This window comes from Caulobacter sp. 05T431, assembly GCF_056665975.1.
The window spans coordinates 122,755-142,682 of the sequence record NZ_JBFTKU010000003.1 but is presented as its reverse complement, the minus strand read 5'-3'; the positions used below and the strand labels follow the sequence as shown (position 1 = coordinate 142,682).

The following is a 19,928-nucleotide window of genomic DNA, read 5'->3' as shown; positions in this document are numbered from 1 at the left end:
TATAGACTGCGGTCCGCTTCGCCACCCGCCATGGCGACAATTGGGCGATGAAACGGTGCGGATAACAATAGGTCATCCTATGTGAGCGCTCGCGCAGGTTTCTTGGGGTTGACTTCCCCGCCCCGCCCCGCAAAACGCGCTGCAAAATCAAGGTAACGTCGGTCGCCTCGGCCGAACGCTCGTTAGGAGAAAGACCTCATGGCCATTCGCGTCGCCATCAACGGCTTCGGCCGGATCGGACGTCTCGTCCTGCGTTCCATCGCCGAACATGCGCGCCGCGACATCGAGGTCGTCGCCATCAACGACCTGGGCCCGGTCGAGACCAACGCCCACCTGCTGCGCTACGACAGCGTGCACGGCCGCTTCCCCGGCGTGGTCACCTCGGGCGAGGACTGGATCGACGTCGGCCTGGGCAAGATCAAGGTCACGGCCATCCGCGACCCGAAGGACCTGCCGCACAAGGACCTCAACGTCGACATCGCGTTCGAGTGCACGGGCATCTTCACCGCTCGCGACAAGGCCGCCCTGCACCTGGAAGCCGGCGCCAAGCGCGTGCTGGTCTCGGCCCCGGCCGACGGCGCCGACAAGACCATCGTCTACAAGGTCAACCACGAGACCCTGACCGCCGAGGACATCATCGTCTCGAACGGCTCGTGCACCACCAACGCCCTGGCCCCGGTGGCCAAGGTGCTGCAGGACCTGACCGGCATCGAGCGTGGCTACATGACCACGATCCACAGCTACACCGGCGACCAGCCCACGCTGGACACCATGCACAAGGACCTCTACCGCGCCCGCGCCGCGGCCCTGAGCATGATCCCCACCTCGACCGGCGCCGCCAAGGCCCTGGGCCTGGTGCTGCCGGCCCTGAAGGGCAAGCTGGACGGTTCGTCCATCCGCGTGCCGACCCCGAACGTCTCGGTCATCGACCTGAAGGTCGTGCCGTCGCGCGACACCTCGGTCGATGAAGTGAACGCCGCCCTGCAGGCCGCCGCCGACGGCCCGATGAACGGCGTGCTGTTCACCACCAAGGACCCGCTGGTCTCGCACGACATGAACCACATCGCCGCCAGCTCGACGGCCGCCCTGCCCCAGACCCAGGTCATCGAGGGCAAGCTGGTCCGCGTGCTCAGCTGGTACGACAACGAATGGGGCTTCGCGACCCGCATGAGCGACACCGCTCTCGAGATGGCGAAGTTCCTCTAGGACAGCCTGCCAGACCCCCGCCCTCTCCGAGGCGCGGGGGTTTTCCTTGCCCGCTTACCGTATTCAAGTCCGTCGACAGGATTTCCCCATGCCCTTCCGCACCCTCGACACCGCCGATCTCGCCGGCAAGCGCGCCCTGGTCCGGGTGGACTTCAACGTGCCCGTCGACGGCGGCAAGATCACCGACGACACCCGCCTGCGCGCGGCCCTGCCGACCATCCACTACCTGTCGACCCAGGGCGCCAAGGTGATCCTGCTGGCCCACTTCGACCGCCCCAAGGGCAAGGTCGTGCCGGAGATGAGCCTGGCCTTCGTGGCCGAGCCGCTGGGCAAGCTCTTGGAACAGGAAGTCGCCTTCGCCGGCGACTGCGTCGGTCCCGAAGCCGCCAAGGTCGTCAACGGCCTGGAGAACGGCGGCGTGGCCCTGCTGGAGAACGTCCGCTTCCACGCCGGCGAAGAGAAGAACGACCCCGATTTCGCCAAGGCCCTGGCCGCCAACGGCGACCTCTATGTCGACGACGCCTTCAGCGCCGCCCACCGCGCCCACGCCTCGACCGAGGGCCTGGCCAAGATCCTGCCGGCCTATCCGGGCCTGGCCATGCAGCGCGAGCTGGAGGCCCTGGACTCGGCCCTGGGCAATCCGAAGAAGCCCGTGCTGGGCATCGTCGGCGGCTCCAAGGTCTCGACCAAGCTGGACCTGCTGAACAACCTGGTCGCCAAGCTGGACCGCCTGGCCATCGGCGGCGGCATGGCCAACACCTTCCTGTTCGCCCAGGGCCACGACGTGGGCGGATCGCTCTGCGAGAAGGACCTGGCCGACACCGCGCGCGAGATCATCGCGACGGCCGCGAAGTCGGGCTGCGAGCTGCTGCTGCCGATCGACGTGGTGGTGGCCAAGAAGGTCGCCCCCGGCGTCGACGCCGAGACCCGCGAGCTCTCCGAAGTCCAGCCCGACGACCTGATCCTGGACGCCGGCCCCAAGAGCGCCCAGCGTCTTATCGAAGCCATGGAATCGAGCAATACGCTGATCTGGAACGGCCCTTTGGGCGTTTTCGAGGTGCCTCCGTTCGACGAAGCGACGGTTTCGGCGGCAAAACACGCCGCGAAACTCGCCAAAGGGGGTAAGATCGTGGCGGTCGCCGGCGGCGGTGATACCGTGGCGGCCCTGAACCACGCGGGCGTGTCGGGCGACTTCACCTTCGTCTCGACCGCCGGCGGCGCGTTCTTGGAATGGATGGAGGGCAAGACGCTTCCGGGCGTCGCCGCTCTGGAGATCTAGGGAGAAACGACCCTTCGGCGCGTCTCAGGAGGGCGCGCCGAACCGAAAATACGGACACCACAGAGGTCCGGAAAACTTGGGCAAAGAGCGCTTCAGCGCCGGGCCCCAACAACAAGAAACGACCCAATTCACTCACGCTTGCAGGAGAACACCACGTGGCGAGGATCACGCTAAGACAGTTGCTGKATCATGCGGCGGAGCATGACTATGCGCTGCCGGCCTTCAACATCAACAACATGGAACAGGGCCTGGCGATCATGGAGGCGGCGGAAGCCGTCAACTCCCCGGTCATCATCCAGGCCTCGCGCGGCGCGCGGAGCTACGCCAACGACATCATGCTGGCCCGGATGATCGACGCCCTGGCCGAGATCTATCCCAACATCCCTGTGTGCATGCACCAGGACCACGGCAACGGCCCGGCCACCTGCGCCACGGCGATCCAGTACGGCTTCACCTCGGTGATGATGGACGGCTCGCTGATGGAGGACGCCAAGACCCCCGCCACCTACGAGTACAATGTCGAGGTCACCCGCAAGGTGGTCGAGATGGCCCACAGCTGCGGCGTCTCGGTCGAGGGTGAGCTGGGCGTGCTGGGCTCGCTGGAAAGCGGCATGGGCGAGGCCGAGGACGGCCACGGCTTCGAGGGCGTGCTGAGCCACGACGAGCTGCTGACCGATCCCGACCAGGCGGTCGAGTTCGTCGAGCGCACCGGCGTCGACGCCCTGGCCATCGCCATGGGCACCAGCCACGGGGCCTACAAGTTCACGCGCAAGCCGGACGGCGACGTCCTGGCCATGAACGTGATCGAGGAGATCCACCAGCGCCTGCCCAACACCCACCTGGTGATGCACGGCTCCTCGTCGGTCCCGCAGGAGCTGCAGGACATCATCAACCAGTACGGCGGCGCCATTCCCCAGACCTGGGGCGTGCCGGTCGAGGAGATCCAGCGCGGCATCAAGCACGGCGTGCGCAAGGTCAATGTCGACACCGACAACCGCCTGGCCATCACCGGCGCGATCCGCAAGATCCTGACCGAGAAGCCGCACGAGTTCGACCCGCGCGCCTATCTCAAGCCCGCCAAGGAAGCCATGCGCCAGGTCTGCCAGGACCGCTTCGTGCAGTTCGGCTCGGCCGGCCACGCCGACAAGATCAAGGCGCTGTCGACCGCGACCATGGCCAAGCGCTATTCGTCCGGCGAACTGAACGCCAAGTTCGGCGCGGCGGCGAAGAAGGCCGCGGCGGAGTAGGCTCAAGCCCTTTAACGAACACAAAAGAGGCCTCCCAGGGCGACCTGGGAGGCCTTTTTCGTTGGCGTCGAGCCGTCGGCCCGGCCGTCAGAAGCCGTAGTTCACGCCGAGCGTCAGCCGCGAGCTGTACACCGGCCAGACCGCGACCGACGAACCGTCCAGGAACCGCTTGGAGGCCCGCCCGTCGGCGCCCAGGCCCGAGACGTTGCTGACCAGCGACAGGTCGCGCCGGCGCTCCAGCGAGACAAACGCGCCCATCGGCCCTCGCGAATAGTCCAGACGCGCGCCGAGCCGGCCCGTGAACTGGTCGTCGAGGTTCTGGACCGTCGACTCCGAAGGGACGTCGAAGCTGAAGTAGTGATAGTTCGCGCGCGCCGTGGCGGTGAGGTCCGACATTTCGTAGTCGACGGCCGAACGGATCGACCAGCGCAGGTTCGAGGTCCTCCAGACCGGGCCGCCCAGTTCCCCTGTCAGGCCGACCAGGGCGGTCGGGCCATCGGCCGAGCGATAGAAGTCCCAACTGGCCTCGGCGACGACGCTCTCACGCTCCTCCAGGGTCCACCAGCCCAGGCCGAGCTCGCCGCCCAGACTGGCCGTCAGGCCGCCGATCGGAGACCCCAGGGCGAAATCGCGCGCCAGGCCGAGCCGGCCGTTCAGGCGCTTGGAGGTCTGGCGGACGCTGTCGCGGGAGAGAAGGGCGAAGGGTCCGGGGCCGCTGTTGTTCGATTGGGTCGGCAGGATGTACTGGTTCGATGTCACGCCCGTGGTCAGCTCGTAGCCGCAGCTGTAGACCACCGTGAACGTGCCGGAGAGGAAGCAGCGATATTGCGGCGTCCCGGGCGTGTAGGTGTAGCCGCCGCCCGGAGCCATGTCGGAGCGTGTCTCCTCGGTCAGCCCCTCAAGGCTGGCGGTCCAGCGCCATCCCTCCGCGCCCAGGCCGGCGGGCGCGAAGTCCATCGACAGCGCGGCGCCGGACGACCAGCTCCTCACCGAAGGACGCGCCCCCTCCTGGACGGGCCCGACCGACAGCAGTTGGAATCCTTGGTTCGGCACGATCGGGGGAAAGGTCGGCGGCGTCGTCGGCGGCGGCAGGGGAACGGGCGTCCGCGTGAAGTTGTTCTGCATCACCTGGCCGTTGACCGTCCGCATGCTCAGCCGCGAGGCGGAGCTGGGYTGGCGATCGGCCTCGAAGACGCTGAGCTCGGCCCGGAAACGGCGCACGGGCGGCGCGGCTTCGGTGGCAAGCGCCGCCGGCGCCTCGGCCTGCGCGATCACGGGACGCGCCGCTACGGGCGCGGCGACGGGGGCGGCGGCGACCTGGGACGGACACCCGCCCGGCTGGGCGCGCAGTTGTTCGGCCTGGGCCCGCAGGCTCTTGTAGGACGCCCACTCGGCGTCGCCGGCCGCGCCCACGGCGCCACGCCGCGAGGCTTCCGCCACCTTCTCCGTCGCCGCCTTCATGGCCGCGAAGGCCTGGTCCTCGAGGTTGTCGATGGCGGCCGCATGCGCGGCCGGATCACAGGGCTGGACGGCCGCTGGCGGCATGTCGACGAAAGGCAAAGGCGGTCCCCCCAACGGACGCTCAATCAGAATTGAAACCTATGTCCCTCTACTTGCGCGTGATGGTCAAGGTCGCCCCCCTTGAACCTTGTGGGCCTTTTTCATTCCGCCGGGGTCAGCCGCGCCGGCTCGCCATGCCGCGCCTCCAGACGCATGGGACGGCCGCGCACCCAGATCCGGTCGATCTCGATGGCCTCCCAGCCCGCTGGCAGGACCACCGTCGCCTTGGACCATGTATCCGGCTCGCCCTCGCCAGGCTCCAGGCGCGGGAAGCCTAGCACCAGGCTCGACAGGAAGCCGCCCATGTTGGCGAAGAACGGACCGGCGCGGGGCTGCTCCGGGAACCGGTCGGGGCGGTACTCGAGGATCTGGGCGAAGCGGCCGCTCTCGAACTTGGCGTAGCCCTCGTCCAGCAGCTTCAACGCCAGGGCCCGGTCGCCGGTCCGCGCCGCCCACGCGCCGTAAAGGGCCGACAGCATCGGGCTGCCGACATAGGCGTCGGCCAGGTCGAGATAGAACTTCAGGGTGGCCTGCTCGTCTTCCGGGTCGAGCCGATAGCCGAAGGGCCAGACGCCCATAAGCGGGTCGGGCGTACCGCCCTTCTCCTCGGTCCTGCGATAGCCGTCATGCGAGACCACCACCCGGTCGCGACGCGGCAGCACCATGCCCTCGGCCACGGCCCGCCAGAGCGGATCGACCGACCGCCCCAGGCGCTCGCCGATCCGGATCGCGTCGGTCAGCACCACCACGGCGGCCATGTTGGTGAAGGCGGCGTTGTCGACCGGCTGCTCGCGCTCGGCGATGCCCATGGAGGCGCGGATCTCGTAGCCGTCGGCGGTCTTGCGGACCCGCGAGGCGATCCATTCGGCGACGCCGGCCAGGACCGGCCAGGCCTTCTCGCGCCGGAACTCGCCCTCGCCGGTGGCGTCGGCGAACAGGGCGAAGGCCCGCGCCACGTCCAGCGAGACGTGATCCTCGTGCCAGCACGCCGTGCCCGGCAGGGGCGCGGCCTCCTCCCCCTTCGACGGCGAGCTCTCCCAGGGGAACTGCGCGCCCTGGCGGCCCATCAGCTGGGCGTTGGTCCGGGCGGCCTGCAGGTTGCGGAAGCGGTAGTCCAGAAGGGCGTGCGCCGCCTGGGGCTGGACCAGGGTCAGGACCGGCGCAGCGAAGGCCTCGATGTCCCACATCACGTGGCCGTAATAGTAGTGATAGTCGTGCCAGGTGGCCAAACCGAAGATCGAGGTCGAGGCGCAAGACGAGGCGTGGACCGAGGTGTTCAGGTAGAAGAAGGCCGCATCGGCCATCGCCTGCCAGCGGTCGTCGGCTCCCACCAGCCGCACCCGCCCCTTCCAGAGCTCGCCCCAGGCCGCCTTGTTCTCGGCGCGGATGGCGTCGAAGCCGTCGTGCCGGGCCTTGGCCGCCATCCGTCCCGCCTGCTCGTCCGGGCGGCCGTGCATGGCGCTGGGGACGAGGCTGGTGATCTGGCGCAGATGATAGCGGGTCCGCGCCCCGGCGCGGAAGGCGTAGGTGGTGATCAGCCCCTTGCCGTCGAGGGCAGGACGCGCCGGCTCGGCGTCCGCCGCCGCGCCGCCGGCGATCTCGGTGACATAGGCCAGGCCCAGGCGACACAGGCCGCCGGCCGATTCCCACAGCAGGGCGCCGTCGACATCGGCCTTCCCCTCGCCCGGCGTGTCGCGCAGGAACCGCAGCGCCCGGCCCAGAACGCCGGCGGTCTCGACGCCCGCCCGGACCTGCAGGTCGCAGGCGCCGTCGACCTCGATCACGGTCTCCTGGCAGACCAGGGTCGGATCCTCGCGGCTGGCGAAGGTCAGCACCGTGCAGGTCAGGCGGCGCTCGCCGGCCTGGAACACGAAGCGGCTGGTCAGTTCGCCCGTGGCGAAGTCGTAGGCCTGCTCCAGATCGGCGACCTGATGCGGCTGGTCCGACAGCCAGGCCCCGTCGACGGCGATGTCGCCCGCCAGGGGATAGGGCGCGGGCGTCGCGCCCTCGATCCGCCGCTCGGGGTCCTCGCCCGCATAGCCGCTGACGATCGTCATGCCCGCCTGCAAGGGCTGGCCGCGCACGCGCAGGCCGATCAGGCCGTTGCTGACATAAGCGGGCAGTTCACGACCGCCTGCACCGGACGCGGGCGGCGGATTGATGGGCCTCGACACGGCGGACTCCGACGATTCCGGCTCCCCACAGATCGGCCGGMGTACGCCAAACACATCGCGGGCCGGAAGGTTCGGAAATCAGCCGGACGTCAGGCCGGTTTGACCGGCGGATAGGCGTGCGCGCCGCCGTTCGGGTCCTCGACCTCGCCGTCCACGGCCAGGTAGTCCGGGCCGATCGGGACCTTGCCGTGGCCGTCGGGGATGTCGAGCACGTAGGTCGGCTGGCACAGGCCCGAGAACCGGCCGCGGATGGCGCGCATCAGGGCGCGGCCTTCCTCCACCGTGGTGCGCAGGTGCGCGGTGCCGGGGGCGTGGTCGCCATGGTGCAGGTAGTAGGGGCGGATGCGGGTCTCGACGAAGCCGCGCATCAGGGCGCCCAGGGTCTCGGGATCGTCGTTGACGCGCTTCAGCAGCACCGTCTGGCTCAGCATCGGCACGCCGGCGTCGATGATCCGCGCGCAGGCCGCGCGGGCCGCCGGCGTCAGCTCGCGGACATGGTTGGCGTGCAGGGCCACATAGACCGTCTTGCCGCTGGCCTTCAGGGCGGCCACGACCTCGTCGGTCACCGCCTCCGGATCGACGGCCGGCACGCGGGTGTGGAAGCGCACGACCTTGACGTGGTCGATCGCCGCCAGTCGCTCGGACAGGTCGCGCAGCCGGCGCGGCGACAGCACCAGCGGGTCGCCGCCGGTGACGATCACCTCCCAGATCTCCGGGCGGCCGGCGATGTAGGCGAAGGCCGCGTCCAGCTGCTCGGGCGTCAGGTTCGAGGCGCCGTCGGGCCCCACCACCTCGCGGCGGAAACAGAACCGGCAATAGACCGCGCAGGTGTGGGTGGGCTTCAGCAGCACGCGGTCGGGATAGCGGTGGACGATCCCCTCGACCGGGCTGTGGACCTCGTCGCCGATCGGGTCGGCGACCTCGCCGGGATTCTCGGCCAGCTCGGCGGCCTGGGGCAGGAACTGGCGGGCGATCGGATCGCTCTCGTTGGCCGGGTCGATCAACTCGGCCATGGCCGGGGTGATCGCCACCGCATAGCGCGCCGCCACCGCCTCGAGCGCGGGCAGACGCTCGGGCGCGATCAGCCCGGCTTCAGCCAGGGCGGCGGCGCTGCGGAGGGTGCGGGCGGCGGTCATGAGGCGGGGGATATGGCGGGTTTAGGCGGGGGACGCAATGCGGCCCGCTGACGGGTCTACCCCGCCACCGGCGTCCACAGCACCTGGTCCACCCGCGACGCCCCCGCCGCCAGCATCACCAGGCGGTCGAAGCCCAGGGCCGAGCCCGAGGCTTCGGGCATGATCGCCAGCGCCGCCAGGAAGTCCTCGTCCAGCGGATAGCGCTCGCCATAGACCCGGGCCTTCTCGTCCATCTCGGCCTCGAAGCGGCGGCGCTGCTCGCCCGCGTCGGTCAGCTCGCCGAAGGCGTTGGCCAGCTCGACGCCGCAGGCATAGAGCTCGAACCGTTCGGCCACGCGCGGATCGCCGGGCTTGGGCCTGGCCAGGGCCGCCTCGGCGGTCGGGTATTCGCAGAGGATCACCGCCCGGCCGACGCCTAGGTTCGGCTCGACCTTCTCGACGATCACCCGGCTGAACACGTCGGCCCAGGTGTCGTCGTCGGCGACACGGATCCCGGCCGCCTTCGCCGAGGCGGCCAGGGCGTCGCGGTCGGTCGCCCCCGCAGCGTCGATCGAGGCCAGCAGGTCGACGCCCGCATGGCGCTGGAACGCCTCAGCCACCGTCACCCGCTCCGGCGCGGCGAACGGGTCGCACGAGAGGCCCCGGAAGCGGAATTCGAGGGTTCCGGCTGTTTCCGCCGCCAAAGCCAGCAGGGCCGCGCAGTCGTCCATCAGGACCTGGTACGGCTCGCCCGCCCGGTACCATTCCAGCATGGTGAACTCCGGATGGTGCAGCGCCCCGCGCTCGCGGTTGCGCCAGACCTTGCCGAAATCGAAGATCCGCCGCTCGCCCGCCGCCAGCAACTTCTTGCACGAGAACTCCGGCGAGGTGTGCAGGTAGAGCGGCGCGCTTTCGCCCGAAAGGGTCAGGGCCGCCGTCTCGAAGGCGTGCAGGTGCGCCTCGTTGCCGGGCGAGACCTGCAGGGCCGCGGTCTCGACCTCCAGGAAGTCGCGCTCGGCGAACCAGGCGCGGAACGCGGCCTTGATCCGGTTGCGCGCCAGCAGGAACGGCCGTCGGTCGGCGTGGTTTTCGGGCCGCCACCAGGGCGAAGGAGAGGCTGTCGACAAGGGAAACGCTCTGCTCGGGGTGGCGAACTTGGCGAGGATCGCTATAGGAGGGCGATATCCAACGCAAATTCGCGCGGCTTAAGGCCGCCGCGGGATCAAGGACGTACTCGTGACTAAAGTCGCCGCCAGCTCGCTGAGGAAGGGTTCCGTCGTCGATATGGACGGCAAGCTCTACGTGGTCCTCAACGCCGAAAACATCCACCCCGGCAAGGGCACGCCGGTCACCCAGCTGAACATGCGCCGCATCTCGGACGGCGTGAAGGTGTCGGAACGCTACCGCACGACCGAGCAGGTCGAGCGCGCCTTCGTCGACCAGCGCAACCACACCTTCCTGTACCAGGACGGCGAGGGCTATCACTTCATGAACCCGGAGAGCTACGACCAGCTCGTGGCGACGGAAGAAGTGGTCGGCGACCTGGGCGCCTATCTGCAGGAAGGCATGACCGTCGCCCTGTCGACCCACAACGACGTGCCGATCGCCCTGGAACTGCCGCGCACCGTGGTGCTGGAGATCGTCGACACCGAACCGTCGGTGAAGGGCCAGACCGCCTCGTCGTCGTACAAGCCCGCCATGCTCAGCAACGGCGTGCGCACCATGGTCCCGCCGTACATCTCGGCCGGCACCAAGGTGATCATCCTGACGGAAGACGGTTCGTACCAGGAACGCGCGAAGGACTAAGGGTCTTTCTTCCTTCTCCCCTTGCGGGAGAAGGTGTCGGCGCAAGCCGTCGGATGAGGGGTCGCACGGCGAAAGCCATGCGGCCCTTCTTCATTTCACCACCGCAGCATCCAGCGACCGATCACCGCCCCCAGCACGCCCGTGCCCAGCACGCCCAGGGTGTACCAGGTGCCCACGAACACCATCGTGCTCTCGCCGCAGTGCAGGCCGTAGACCGTGGCCGCCACGCCGCCGGCGAAGGCGCCTGCCGCGAAGCCGGTCAGGGTCGGACGGGTCGGGGCCATGCCGCGCAGCACGACCAGGGTCGCCGCCAGACCCGGCAGGGCCAGGGTGAGGATGTAGCGGAAGCAGACCTTCCACGATCCGCCCATCATCATCGACCGGCGGTGCTCCCAATCGGCCGCCAGCCATTGGCCGAAGCCCAGGCCGACGAACAGCGCCAGCACCAGGGCCCCGAACAGCAGCGCCTTCCTCGGAACGCCCTCGGGCCGGGCCAGGCGCTCCAGCGCCCAGAAGCCGGCCAGGCCCAGCAGGCCGGTATAGGTCGCCTTCATCCAGAACATCCGGCCGGTCATGGCCTGGGCCAGGTCCTGCCGCGTGCCCAGCCAGGCCAGCACCATGACGAGGGCCGCCAGGGCGGCGGCCACGGCCAGGCCGAGGAAGCGGCGCTGCACCGCGCCCGCCGGGATGGCGCGCGGGTCGGCCGCCAGCTGATCGATCAGATCATCCGTCCGCACGGCCACGCATCCTTTCTCCCAGCGCCTTGAGCGCCCGGTGCAGGGCGACCTTGGCCGCGCCTTCCGAGACGCCGGTCCGGTCGCCGGCCTCGGCCAGGCTCAGGCCCTCGATCTTGACGGCGCGCACCAGCTCGCGCTGGCGCTCGGGCAGGGTCTCCAGGGCGCGGTCCAGGTCCATGGCCGAGCCGGGCTCGGGGGCGTAGGCGGCCAGGACCTCGACATAGTCGTCGATCGGCAGGGTCACCCGCACCTTCCGCCGCCGCCAGTGGTCGATCAGCTTGTAGCGCGCCAGGGCGAAGGCCCAGGGGGTGAACGGCTGGGCGCGATCATAGGTCGCGCGCCGCGTATGCACCGCCAGCAGGGTCTCTTGCACCAGGTCCTCCACATCGCCAGGAGCGTCGCGCATGCGGCGTTCGAAATAGACGCGGAGCCGGCCACCGAGTTGAGACAGCAACAGCCGATAGGCCGGGGCGTCGCCGTCCAGGCCCAGCAGCATCAGCGCCTTCAGGGCGGCCTCGGTTTCCGTCACGCCTCCCCCTTGTTCGCGCGAGACGGGCCGATGGTTACACCGCGTCGCCCGAACCGGGAAGCAGGGGCGCGCGGGAACCGGGCCCGGTGATCTTCACGCCCCGATTTTGGCCGCCGCGTTTTTGTTCGGATACCGGTGTAACCTTTCGCCGCACCCGTCCGTAACTCCTCCATGACCGCGCAGGACGGGCCGACGATCGGCGCCGGGCGCGGTCGGACCAGACGAAGGAAACGTCCCCCCATGACCCGTACCGTGCAACGCACTCCCGCCCTCGCCCTCGCCGCCGTGTTCGCCCTGAGCGCCGGCGCCGCCATGGCCCGCGACGACATGAAGCCGGCCAAGCCCGAAATGGAAAAGTGCTACGGCGTGGCCAAGGCCGGCCAGAACGACTGCAAGGCCGGCGCCGGCACCTCGTGCGCGGGCACCTCGAAGGTCGACTACCAGGCCGACGCCTGGAAGAAGGTCGCCAAGGGCACCTGCGTGACCATCAAGACCCCGACCGGCATGGGCTCGCTGACCCCGCCGAAGGCGTAAGCCCGCGGATCAGCCGCGTCGTCCGGGGATCCCCCCTTAACCGCCCCGGACGACGCTCCCGCCGTTCCTGCTCTCGGACCCTCCCGATGTCCCCCACCGCCGGCCTCGGCCTGAAACCGCAGCACTATGACGACGCGCTCGCGGCCGACGCCGAGGGCCTGTGGTTCGAGGTCCATCCCGAGAACTACATGGCCGCCGGCGGGCCCCGGCTGCGCCGGCTGGAGGCGGTCCGCGAGACGCGCCCGCTGTCGCTGCACGGCGTGGGCCTGTCTTTGGCGGCCGACGCCGATCCCGACCTCGGCCACCTCCTGGCCCTGAAGGCCCTGGCCGACCGGTTCGAGCCGTTCGTGGTGTCCGAGCACCTGGCCTGGAGCGCCTGGCGCGGCGTCCACCAGCCCGACCTCCTGCCCTTCCCCCGCACCCACGCCGCCCTCGACCGCATCGCCACCAACATCGGCCGCACCCAGGACGTCCTTGGACGGACGATCCTGGTCGAGAACCCGTCGCTGTACCTGCCGCTGACCGGCCATGAGCTGGACGAGACCGACTTCCTGGTCGAACTGACCCGCCGCACCGGCTGCGGCCTGCTGGTCGACGTCAACAACGTGTTCGTCAGCGCCAGCAACCTGGGCTACGCCGCCGAGACCTATCTGGACGCCCTGCCCGCCGAAGCGATCGGCGAGATCCACCTGGCCGGCCACGGCGCTGATGAAGGCGGCTCGGCCCTGCTGATCGACACCCACGGCGCGCCGATCGCCGAGCCCGTCTGGGCCCTCTATCGCCGCCTGGTCGACCGCGTCGGCCCGCGCCCCACCCTGATCGAACGCGACGACGACATTCCGGCCTTCGAGGTCCTCATGGCCGAACGCAACCGTGCGCACGGCGTTCTGACCCAGCGCGAGCCGGCCCATGTCTGAGCTGGGCCGCTTCCAGGACGCCTTCGCGGCCGCCCTCGCCGAGCGCACGGCCGCCCCGATCGCCGGCTGGCTGCCGGAGGGCGAGACCGATCCCGCCGGCCTGGCCGTCTATCGCAACACGATCGCCAAGGGCTGCGTCGACGCCATGGCCGCCAACTTCCCGACCGTGGCCAGCCTGGTCGGCGACGACTGGTTCCGCGCGGCCGCCGCCCTGTTCGTCCGCGACAATCCGCCGAGGAGCGCCGCCCTGCTGGCCTATGGCGCGGCCTTCCCGGACTGGCTGGCCCGCTTCCCGCCGGCCGACGACCTGCCCTATCTGCCGGCCATGGCCCAAATGGACCGGATGTGGACCACCGCCCTGTTCGCGCCCGAGGCCGAACCGCTGGCCGCCGAGGCCTTCGCCCTGCCGCCGGAAGCCCTGGCCGCCGCCCGGCCGCGCTTGCACCCCAGCCTAGCCTTCGCCGGGTTCGACAGCGGCCTGCCCGGCCTGTGGTTGGCGGCCCGCGAACCTGAGCCCGGCGAGATGGAGCTCGTGGACGACCCGCAGGCCGTGCTGATCGTCCGTCCCCACGACGCCGTGACGGCCCGCCTGCTCGACCGCGCCGGCCACGCCTTCCTGGTCGCCGCCGCGGACGGCGCGCCCCTGGGCGAGGCGATCACCGCCGCCGCTGAAGCCGACCCGGCCGCCGACCTCGCCGCCCTTTTCGCCGCCCTCATCGCCGACGGCGTGTTCGTCGGCCTCGACCTCGGAGACCCCGCGTGACCGACCAGATGCTCGTCCCCGCCGCCGCGCGCCCCTGGAGCCGCCCGCTCGACCGCCTGGCCGCCCTGGCCCACCGCGCCCTGCCCGACGGGGTGCTGACCCTGGTGGCGCGCCTGGGCATCGCCTCGGTGTTCTTCCTGTCCGGACGCACCAAGGTCGACGGGATCCTGCACATCACCGACGGGACCTATTCGCTGTTCGCCGACGAATACCGCCTGCCGCTGATCCCCTCGGACATCGCCGCCCACCTGGCGACCTACAGCGAGCACCTGTTCTCGATCCTGCTGGTGCTGGGCCTGTTCACCCGGCTCTCGGCCCTGGCCTTCCTGGGCATGACCCTGGTGATCGAGGTGTTCGTCTATCCCGACGCCTGGAGCACCCACCTGTCCTGGGCCGCGATCCTGCTGTTCCTGGTGGCCAAGGGCGGCGGCAAGTGGAGCCTGGACCGGGTGCTGGGGATCCGCTGACCGCCCCTCACCAGTTCCCATACCTCGGCCCGAACCGGTGGTGCAGGTCGTCGACCTCGCGCTCGGCGTCGCGAGCGGCCCACTCGGCCCGGCGGCCGTCCTCGACGGCCTGGCGGCGTTCTGACCGCAGGCGATTGAGGCGATCGCGCAGCTCGCGCTTCTGCTCGTCGTTCAGCTTGGGGTTCGTCAGCTCGTCCTCGACCCCGCGCGCCTCGCGGTCGCGTTTCTCGGCCCGATGGTCGGCGCTGTCGCGGTCCGACTCCGCCTGGCTCAGCCGCGAGACGGCGGCGTGGACCAGCTGGCCGTCGGCATACCCCACCAGGAAGCCGCGCTCGGGTCCTGGCGGGCAGACGCCATGGTAGCTGTTCCCCTCGCGTCCCTCGCCGAACCCGCGATCCTGGGTGCAGTAGAGCTTCAGCCCCTGGTCGCGGGCCTGGAAATAGGGTGCGGCCTCGGGGACCACCCCGGCCTTGGCGCAGGCCTTGGCGTGGTCGTCCAGGCGGCTCTGCGGGCGACCGGCCTCGCCGTCCCTGAACCCGACGCCGACCCAGTCGCCCTGCAGGCAGGCCTCCTTGCTCATGGTGGCGCAGCCGGCCAGCGCGGCGACCGCGACGGCGGCTCCCAGGACCCAAAGACGACGCATGTGAAAGCTCCCCAAACCGTGACTTGAGGGAAGCTAAAGCTTGGCCGCCTGAACGGCCGCTGAACGGCGTTTTCTAATGGACCGTCACGCGGCGCGGACGCTTCCACAGCTCTTCGGTCAGGGCGTTGGCGAAGCCCAGCCAGCCCAGATAGGGGCTGGAGAGGCCCGAGGCCGGAGCCACCAGCTTGCGGGCCTGCAGGGCGTAGGCGCCCGAGGCGGCCAGGGACGCGGTCGCGGCGCCAAGCTGTCCCCCGACGCGCTTGGCGCCGAGGGCCAGCCAGAGGGCGTTGAAGCCCTGGACCAGGCTCCAGAGGGTGAGAGCCCGGGTGCGTGTGGGGCTGGAGGGCGCGTTCCAGATGCGCAGCCCCGAAAGGGTCATGGCGATGAACAGCGGCGGCAGGATCAGGCTGGTCAGGGCCTTGGGCTGATGGGCGACCGGCTCGTGCATCTCGGCGTAGCCGACCGCGTACTCCTCGTCGTCGATCATCCGCTCGTGGCGGCGGCCCAGCAGGGTCGAGGCCAGGATCGCCCCGCCGGCCAGGGCCAGACCGATGGCGAGCTGCGTGCCGGCCGAAACGGCGGTGTCGGCCTTGGCGTCCATCTCGAACGACTCGCGACCGGCGTGAGTCCGCCTCCCGTGGGATCGGCCGTTCGGGATGTGCATGGCGGTACTCCTCGCTAAACATGCTTGTAACACGCCTAGCTGGACCTTGGTTCCAAGGCGGTGGAACGGTTTGTGAGCCCGCCATGGTCGATTTCCGCCCCGCCCGGCCCGACGAGATCGAGACGATCCGCGCCCTCGAACGCGCCTCGGCCCAGCGGTTCGTCGGGCTGCTGGACGCCCTGGCGGCGGACGAGCCCAGCCCGGCTTCGGTGCTGGCGTCGCGGATCGAGAGCGGCGGCCTGGTGATGGCCGTCGAGGGCGGCGAGGTCGTGGGCTTCGTGATGTTCCGGCCGGTCGAGGAGTGGGCCTATGTCGAGCAGATCGACGTGCTGCCGGCCTTCGCTGGCCGGCGGATCKGCGCGGCTCTGCTCGACGAGGTCGCCCGGCTGGCGCGGGCGACGGGGCTGACCGGCCTGTCGCTGTCGACCTTCCGCGAGGTCCCGTGGAACGCGCCGTACTATCGGCGGCTGGGGTTCGTGAAGGTGCAGGCCCTGACGCCGGGGATGCTGGCGATCCGGGCGGAGCACCTGGCGCGCGGACTGGACGAGGCCGCGCGGGTGTTCATGGTGCGGGATTTCTAAGGCGCGGCCGGGGACACGCGCTTGCGCGTGTCCCCAAACGGAGTTCCTAAGCCGGCAGCTCGCCCACGGCGCTCTGCAGGTAGTTCTGCTCGCCCAGCGACTTGACCAGGCCCAGCTGCATCTCGAGGAAGTCGATGTGCTCCTCGGTGTCGCTGAGGATCTCGCGCAGCAGTTCGCGGCTGACATAGTCGCGGGCCTGTTCGCACTGGATGATGCCGGGGATCAGGGTCTCGCGGCCGCCCAGCTCGACCTGCAGGTCGCTGGCCAGGCACTCGGGCACGGTCTCGCCGATCTTCAGCTTGTGCAGGTCCTGCAGGTTGGGGAGGCCTTCCAGGAACAGGATGCGGTTGATCAGCTTGTCGGCGTGTTTCATCTCGCCGATCGACTCGTCGTAGGTGATCTTGCCCAGGCGCTTGAAGCCCCAGTTGTCGTACATCCGCGCGTGCAGGAAGTACTGGTTCACCGCCGTCAGCTCGTTGGTGAGCACCGCGTTCAAGAGCCGGATGATGCCGGGATCGCCTTGCATGGCGGGCCTCCTCAGATTCGAATTCTGACGGACCCTGATCTATCGCCTGGGTTGCTTCAACCGCTATGTCTGCAAGTGTTTCTCAGCCTCACGGAAAAGCGTGAGACTGCTTCGCGTGAGCGGAAAATGCCCCAAAATCCGCTCATCCCGGCGAATGCCGGGATCCAGATCCAAAGGCGGAGAGGCTGATTGGAAAGAGCGCGGCGCTCATGGCGTCAGGCTCAAAGTCATTCCATCTGGGTCCCGGCATTCGCCGGGATGAGCGGAACGAGAACCTATTCGGCGGCGAAGGCCAGGGCCTCGCGGCTGTCCTGGATCATCTGGCGCATCTCGCAGACGCACTTGGCGCACTGGGCCTGGCAGCCCTTGTGGCGGAACACTTCGGCCGGACGGGTGGCGCCCGCCTCGATGGCGGCGCGGACCTCGCGCTCGCGGATGCCGTTACAGTTGCAGACGTACAAGGGAGACAGGCCCCGCCGAATGATTGTCATTCTCATGTAGCGGAGGCGTGGAACTTTTGCAACTGACTCGCAGTGCGACAAAGTGAACGAGGAGCGGGGACAGGCGCATGCGCCTATCCCCAGCCATAGCCCGCCCCTCGCCCCCCGGCCCAAATCGGCGTAATCCGCACCCCATGACCGACTGCCGCCTCTATCTGATCACCCCGCCGGCCCTCGACGACCTGGCCGCCTTCGGCCGCGACCTGGCCGCGGCGCTCGACGCCGGCGACGTGGCCGCGCTGCAGATCCGCCTGAAGGACGCCCCGGACGAGGTGATCGCCGCCGCCGTGCAAGCGCTGAGCCCGATCGCCCGCGCGCGCGACGTCGCGGTGATCCTCAACGACCGTCCCGACCTGGCCGCACGGCTGGGCTGCGACGGCGTCCACGTGGGCCAGAGCGACACGCCCTACAAGGAGGCCCGCAAGATCATGGGCCAGGGCGCGATGATCGGCGTCACCTGCCACGACAGCCGCCACCTGGCCATGGAGGCCGCCGAGGCCGGCGCCGACTACGTGGCCTTCGGGGCCTTCTTCCCGACCACGACCAAGGACGCCCCGACCACCGCCGATCCCGAGATTCTGTCGATCTGGCAGGAGACGATGGAGGTCCCCTCGGTGGCGATCGGTGGGATCACCGCCGACAACGCCGCCGACCTGGCGACGGCCGGCGCCGACTTCCTGGCCGTCTCGGCCGGGGTCTGGAAGCATCCGGGCGGTCCGGCCGCCGGGGTCGCCGCGCTCAACGCCGCCATCGCCGAAGGGCTTGCCGCGCGCACCGCGTAACGCTGTTCGCGGAACTTGCCGCTCAAGCTTGACGGGCGTAGCGTCCTCCCAACGATAAAATACGGGGAGGACGCCCATGCGGCGGCTTGGTCTGTGTTTGCTTGGCGTAGCGGCCCTGGGCCTGGCGGCGACCGCCGCCACGATGACCTGGGCCGAGAACTGGAAGCCCTCGCCCGGCGAGGCGAAGACCTTCTACGACGCGGACTTCCTGCGGGTGGACGAGACGTCCGGCCTGGTGGTGCTGCGCATCGCCGAGGGCCGGCCCAACGGCCCCTACAAGGGGTGGCCGGGCGGCAAGGGCCCGATCTTGCTGTTCGCCCTGGACTGCGCCGCCGACAAGTGGATCGACCTGGGCATGGACTTCAACGGCGACCAGGGCCTGCCCAAGGGCTGGCGCAAGGGCGAGAAGATCGAGGACATCAAGGGCGCCGCCGGCGGCGCGGGCCGCGTGGCCTGCGAGACCCGGGACACCCTGCCGAAGGTCGCGCTTCCCTAGCTGTTCAGCCGCGCCAGCTTCTCCGGGTTCCGCATCGTGTAGACGGCGGCGATGCGGCCGTCGACGATCTCCAGGCCCATGGTCTGGAAAACCACGCCGTCGTGGCTGAACACGATGCCGGGCGCGCCGTTGATCCGCGCCAGGCGGGCGCTCGTGCCCTCGGGCGGCGGCCATTTCTTCTTGATGCCCATCACCAGGCGGATCGCCTTCTCCAGGCCGAAGACCGGGTTCATCGTCGCCTTGGCGATGCCGCCGCCGTCCGAATGCATGACCACGTCCTGGGCCAGGACGCCGCGCAGCAGGCCCTCGTCGCCGGTCAGGGCGGCGGTCAGGAAGGCGCCCGTCAGGCGCTGCTCCTCCTCGGCGCTGGGGTGGTAGCGGGGCTTGCCGGCCTTGACGTGCTCACGGGCTCGGGCGGCCAGCTGACGGCAGGCCGCTTCGCCCCGGCCCAGGGTGCGGGCGACCTCGGCGAAGGGGACGTCGAACACGTCGTGCAGCAGGAAGGCGGCGCGCTCCAGCGGGGTCAGCCGCTCCAGGGTCAGCAGGAAGGCCACCGACAGGTCCTCGCCCAGACGCTCGTGGTCGTCGTCGACCACCGGCTCGGGCAGCCATTCGCCGACATAGACCTCGCGCCGAGCGCGGGCCGACTTCAGCCGGTCCAGGCACAGGCGGGTGACCACCTTGTTCAGGAAGCCGGCCGGATTGGAGACCTCGCCGGGCTCGACGCCGCGCCAGCGGATCCAGGCGTCCTGCACCACGTCCTCGGCGTCCGCCCGCGAACCCAGCATGCGATAGGCCAGGCCGGTCATCGCCCCGCGCCGGTCCTCGAAGATCGTATCCCCGTCCTTGCTCGAGAAGTCGCTCATGCCCGCACCGCCACCGCGCGCCCGCCGACCGTGACCTTGGAACAGGCCTTGCCATAGCCCAGCGCGTATTTCACCGTCGGATAGACCCGCGCCGTCGCCAAAGCCAGGGCGATGGCGGCCAGGCCCTTTTGGCCCCAGCGCGCCACGACCTCGTCGCGCAGGTCGTCGCTGCTTTCCAGGTCGCGGGCCAGGCTGGCGCGGGCGAAGCCGAAGGCCAGGCCCGCGTCCGGCCCCATGGCCTCGCCGTCGCCGGACAGAATCGCCGCCAGGATCGCGGGCGGGACGCCCCGTTCCTCGGCCTGGCGCACGACGATCTGGGTGCAGGGGCCGCAGTCCTCGTTCAGCGTGCCGGCCAGGGCCGCCGCGGCGATCGCCTCGGGCGGAGCCCCCTCGCGAAAGCCTTGCAGCCGTCCGACGCCCGAGAAGGCCATCAGCGCCTTGGGGCTGGCCGCCGCCAGGGCGCGGATATAGCTGGCGTCGTAGTCGTAGCGGCGCTCCAGGCGGCGCACCGCGTTCAGCATCAGCCAGGTCAGCAT

23 protein-coding genes are annotated in these 19,928 nt (G+C 70.0%); 11 read left to right on the top strand and 12 right to left on the bottom strand.

Annotation, left to right across the window (positions count from 1 at the left end; translation table 11 throughout):
• Positions 1 to 198 precede the first annotated feature (198 nt).
• From gap to fba, 3 genes are all read left to right on the top strand, one after another.
• A complete protein-coding gene (gene gap, locus AC1U89_RS04545) occupies positions 199 to 1,206 on the top strand; it encodes a type I glyceraldehyde-3-phosphate dehydrogenase (protein WP_479898545.1) in 1,008 nt (335 codons plus the stop codon).
• Positions 1,207 to 1,294: 88 nt separating this feature from the next.
• Positions 1,295 to 2,485 (top strand): phosphoglycerate kinase, encoded by a 1,191-nt coding sequence (locus AC1U89_RS04540; protein WP_479898543.1) that lies wholly within the window; start codon positions 1,295 to 1,297, stop codon positions 2,483 to 2,485.
• Positions 2,486 to 2,640: 155 nt separating this feature from the next.
• Positions 2,641 to 3,732, top strand: coding sequence for a class II fructose-bisphosphate aldolase (gene fba, locus AC1U89_RS04535; RefSeq protein WP_479898542.1), 1,092 nt, complete (start codon positions 2,641 to 2,643; stop codon positions 3,730 to 3,732).
• 87 nt (positions 3,733 to 3,819) lie between these two features.
• Here the strand turns inward: fba and AC1U89_RS04530 are convergent, their stop codons facing one another.
• From AC1U89_RS04530 to epmA, 4 genes are all read right to left on the bottom strand, one after another.
• On the bottom strand, positions 3,820 to 5,292 hold the full coding sequence (locus AC1U89_RS04530) for a hypothetical protein (protein ID WP_479898541.1): 1,473 nt from the start codon (positions 5,290 to 5,292) through the stop codon (positions 3,820 to 3,822).
• Positions 5,293 to 5,393: 101 nt separating this feature from the next.
• Positions 5,394 to 7,466 carry a glycoside hydrolase family 65 protein gene (locus tag AC1U89_RS04525; protein ID WP_479898540.1) on the bottom strand — a complete coding sequence of 691 codons (2,073 nt, stop codon included), beginning with the start codon at positions 7,464 to 7,466 and terminating at the stop codon, positions 5,394 to 5,396.
• An 89-nt stretch (positions 7,467 to 7,555) separates the two neighbouring features.
• On the bottom strand, positions 7,556 to 8,602 hold the full coding sequence (locus tag AC1U89_RS04520; protein ID WP_479898539.1) for a lysine-2,3-aminomutase-like protein: 1,047 nt from the start codon (positions 8,600 to 8,602) through the stop codon (positions 7,556 to 7,558).
• Positions 8,603 to 8,658: 56 nt separating this feature from the next.
• Complete coding sequence (epmA, locus tag AC1U89_RS04515; protein WP_479898538.1) at positions 8,659 to 9,708, bottom strand: EF-P lysine aminoacylase EpmA; 1,050 nt, start codon at positions 9,706 to 9,708, stop codon at positions 8,659 to 8,661.
• A 109-nt stretch (positions 9,709 to 9,817) separates the two neighbouring features.
• On the opposite strand from epmA, the gene efp reads away from it, so the two are divergent.
• Positions 9,818 to 10,387, top strand: a complete 570-nt coding sequence (efp, locus tag AC1U89_RS04510; RefSeq protein ID WP_479898537.1) for an elongation factor P — start codon at positions 9,818 to 9,820, stop codon at positions 10,385 to 10,387.
• Between the two features lie 95 nt (positions 10,388 to 10,482).
• On the opposite strand, the gene AC1U89_RS04505 is transcribed toward efp, so the two are convergent.
• Entirely contained in the window at positions 10,483 to 11,124 is a 642-nt protein-coding gene (locus tag AC1U89_RS04505) for an NrsF family protein (RefSeq protein WP_479898536.1), read from the bottom strand.
• Positions 11,111 to 11,653, bottom strand: a complete 543-nt coding sequence (locus AC1U89_RS04500) for a sigma-70 family RNA polymerase sigma factor (RefSeq protein WP_479898535.1) — start codon at positions 11,651 to 11,653, stop codon at positions 11,111 to 11,113. Before AC1U89_RS04500 ends, AC1U89_RS04505 begins: the two co-directional genes overlap by 14 nt.
• A 240-nt stretch (positions 11,654 to 11,893) precedes the next feature.
• On the opposite strand from AC1U89_RS04500, the gene AC1U89_RS04495 reads away from it, so the two are divergent.
• The 4 genes from AC1U89_RS04495 (at position 11,894) to AC1U89_RS04480 (ending at position 14,334) form a co-directional block, all read left to right on the top strand.
• On the top strand, positions 11,894 to 12,187 hold the full coding sequence (locus AC1U89_RS04495) for a BufA1 family periplasmic bufferin-type metallophore (RefSeq protein WP_479898533.1): 294 nt from the start codon (positions 11,894 to 11,896) through the stop codon (positions 12,185 to 12,187).
• A gap of 86 nt (positions 12,188 to 12,273) precedes the next feature.
• Positions 12,274 to 13,104: an MNIO family bufferin maturase gene (bufB, locus tag AC1U89_RS04490; RefSeq protein ID WP_479898532.1), complete on the top strand. Its 831-nt coding sequence runs from the start codon at positions 12,274 to 12,276 to the stop codon at positions 13,102 to 13,104.
• Complete coding sequence (locus tag AC1U89_RS04485; RefSeq protein ID WP_479898531.1) at positions 13,097 to 13,867, top strand: HvfC/BufC family peptide modification chaperone; 771 nt, start codon at positions 13,097 to 13,099, stop codon at positions 13,865 to 13,867. Before bufB ends, AC1U89_RS04485 begins: the two co-directional genes overlap by 8 nt.
• A complete protein-coding gene (locus tag AC1U89_RS04480) occupies positions 13,864 to 14,334 on the top strand; it encodes a DoxX family protein (protein ID WP_479898530.1) in 471 nt (156 codons plus the stop codon). The genes AC1U89_RS04485 and AC1U89_RS04480 overlap by 4 nt, the downstream gene beginning before the upstream one ends.
• 7 nt (positions 14,335 to 14,341) lie before the next feature.
• On the opposite strand, the gene AC1U89_RS04475 is transcribed toward AC1U89_RS04480, so the two are convergent.
• Positions 14,342 to 14,977: a DUF2799 domain-containing protein gene (locus AC1U89_RS04475; RefSeq protein WP_479898529.1), complete on the bottom strand. Its 636-nt coding sequence runs from the start codon at positions 14,975 to 14,977 to the stop codon at positions 14,342 to 14,344.
• Between the two features lie 73 nt (positions 14,978 to 15,050).
• Positions 15,051 to 15,641, bottom strand: coding sequence for a TspO/MBR family protein (locus AC1U89_RS04470; RefSeq protein WP_479898528.1), 591 nt, complete (start codon positions 15,639 to 15,641; stop codon positions 15,051 to 15,053).
• 83 nt (positions 15,642 to 15,724) lie between these two features.
• Between AC1U89_RS04470 and AC1U89_RS04465 the strand changes: the two genes are divergently transcribed.
• The gene (locus tag AC1U89_RS04465; RefSeq protein ID WP_479898527.1) at positions 15,725 to 16,222 is read left to right on the top strand and encodes a GNAT family N-acetyltransferase; all 498 of its coding nucleotides are present in this window, start codon (positions 15,725 to 15,727) and stop codon (positions 16,220 to 16,222) included.
• A 46-nt stretch (positions 16,223 to 16,268) separates the two neighbouring features.
• On the opposite strand, the gene bfr is transcribed toward AC1U89_RS04465, so the two are convergent.
• Positions 16,269 to 16,748 (bottom strand): bacterioferritin, encoded by a 480-nt coding sequence (bfr, locus tag AC1U89_RS04460; protein ID WP_029907174.1) that lies wholly within the window; start codon positions 16,746 to 16,748, stop codon positions 16,269 to 16,271.
• Between the two features lie 275 nt (positions 16,749 to 17,023).
• Entirely contained in the window at positions 17,024 to 17,209 is a 186-nt protein-coding gene (locus tag AC1U89_RS04455) for a (2Fe-2S)-binding protein (protein WP_029907173.1), read from the bottom strand.
• A 173-nt stretch (positions 17,210 to 17,382) separates the two neighbouring features.
• On the opposite strand from AC1U89_RS04455, the gene thiE reads away from it, so the two are divergent.
• Both thiE and AC1U89_RS04445 read left to right on the top strand, forming a co-directional pair.
• Positions 17,383 to 18,030, top strand: coding sequence for a thiamine phosphate synthase (gene thiE, locus AC1U89_RS04450; protein ID WP_479898526.1), 648 nt, complete (start codon positions 17,383 to 17,385; stop codon positions 18,028 to 18,030).
• A gap of 76 nt (positions 18,031 to 18,106) precedes the next feature.
• The gene (locus tag AC1U89_RS04445) at positions 18,107 to 18,526 is read left to right on the top strand and encodes a hypothetical protein (RefSeq protein WP_479898525.1); all 420 of its coding nucleotides are present in this window, start codon (positions 18,107 to 18,109) and stop codon (positions 18,524 to 18,526) included.
• Here AC1U89_RS04445 and AC1U89_RS04440 read toward each other — a convergent pair.
• Both AC1U89_RS04440 and AC1U89_RS04435 read right to left on the bottom strand, forming a co-directional pair.
• Positions 18,523 to 19,392 carry a sigma-70 family RNA polymerase sigma factor gene (locus tag AC1U89_RS04440; protein WP_479898524.1) on the bottom strand — a complete coding sequence of 290 codons (870 nt, stop codon included), beginning with the start codon at positions 19,390 to 19,392 and terminating at the stop codon, positions 18,523 to 18,525. The genes AC1U89_RS04445 and AC1U89_RS04440 overlap by 4 nt on opposite strands.
• The gene (locus AC1U89_RS04435; RefSeq protein WP_479898523.1) at positions 19,389 to 19,928 is read right to left on the bottom strand and encodes a hypothetical protein; all 540 of its coding nucleotides are present in this window, start codon (positions 19,926 to 19,928) and stop codon (positions 19,389 to 19,391) included. Before AC1U89_RS04435 ends, AC1U89_RS04440 begins: the two co-directional genes overlap by 4 nt.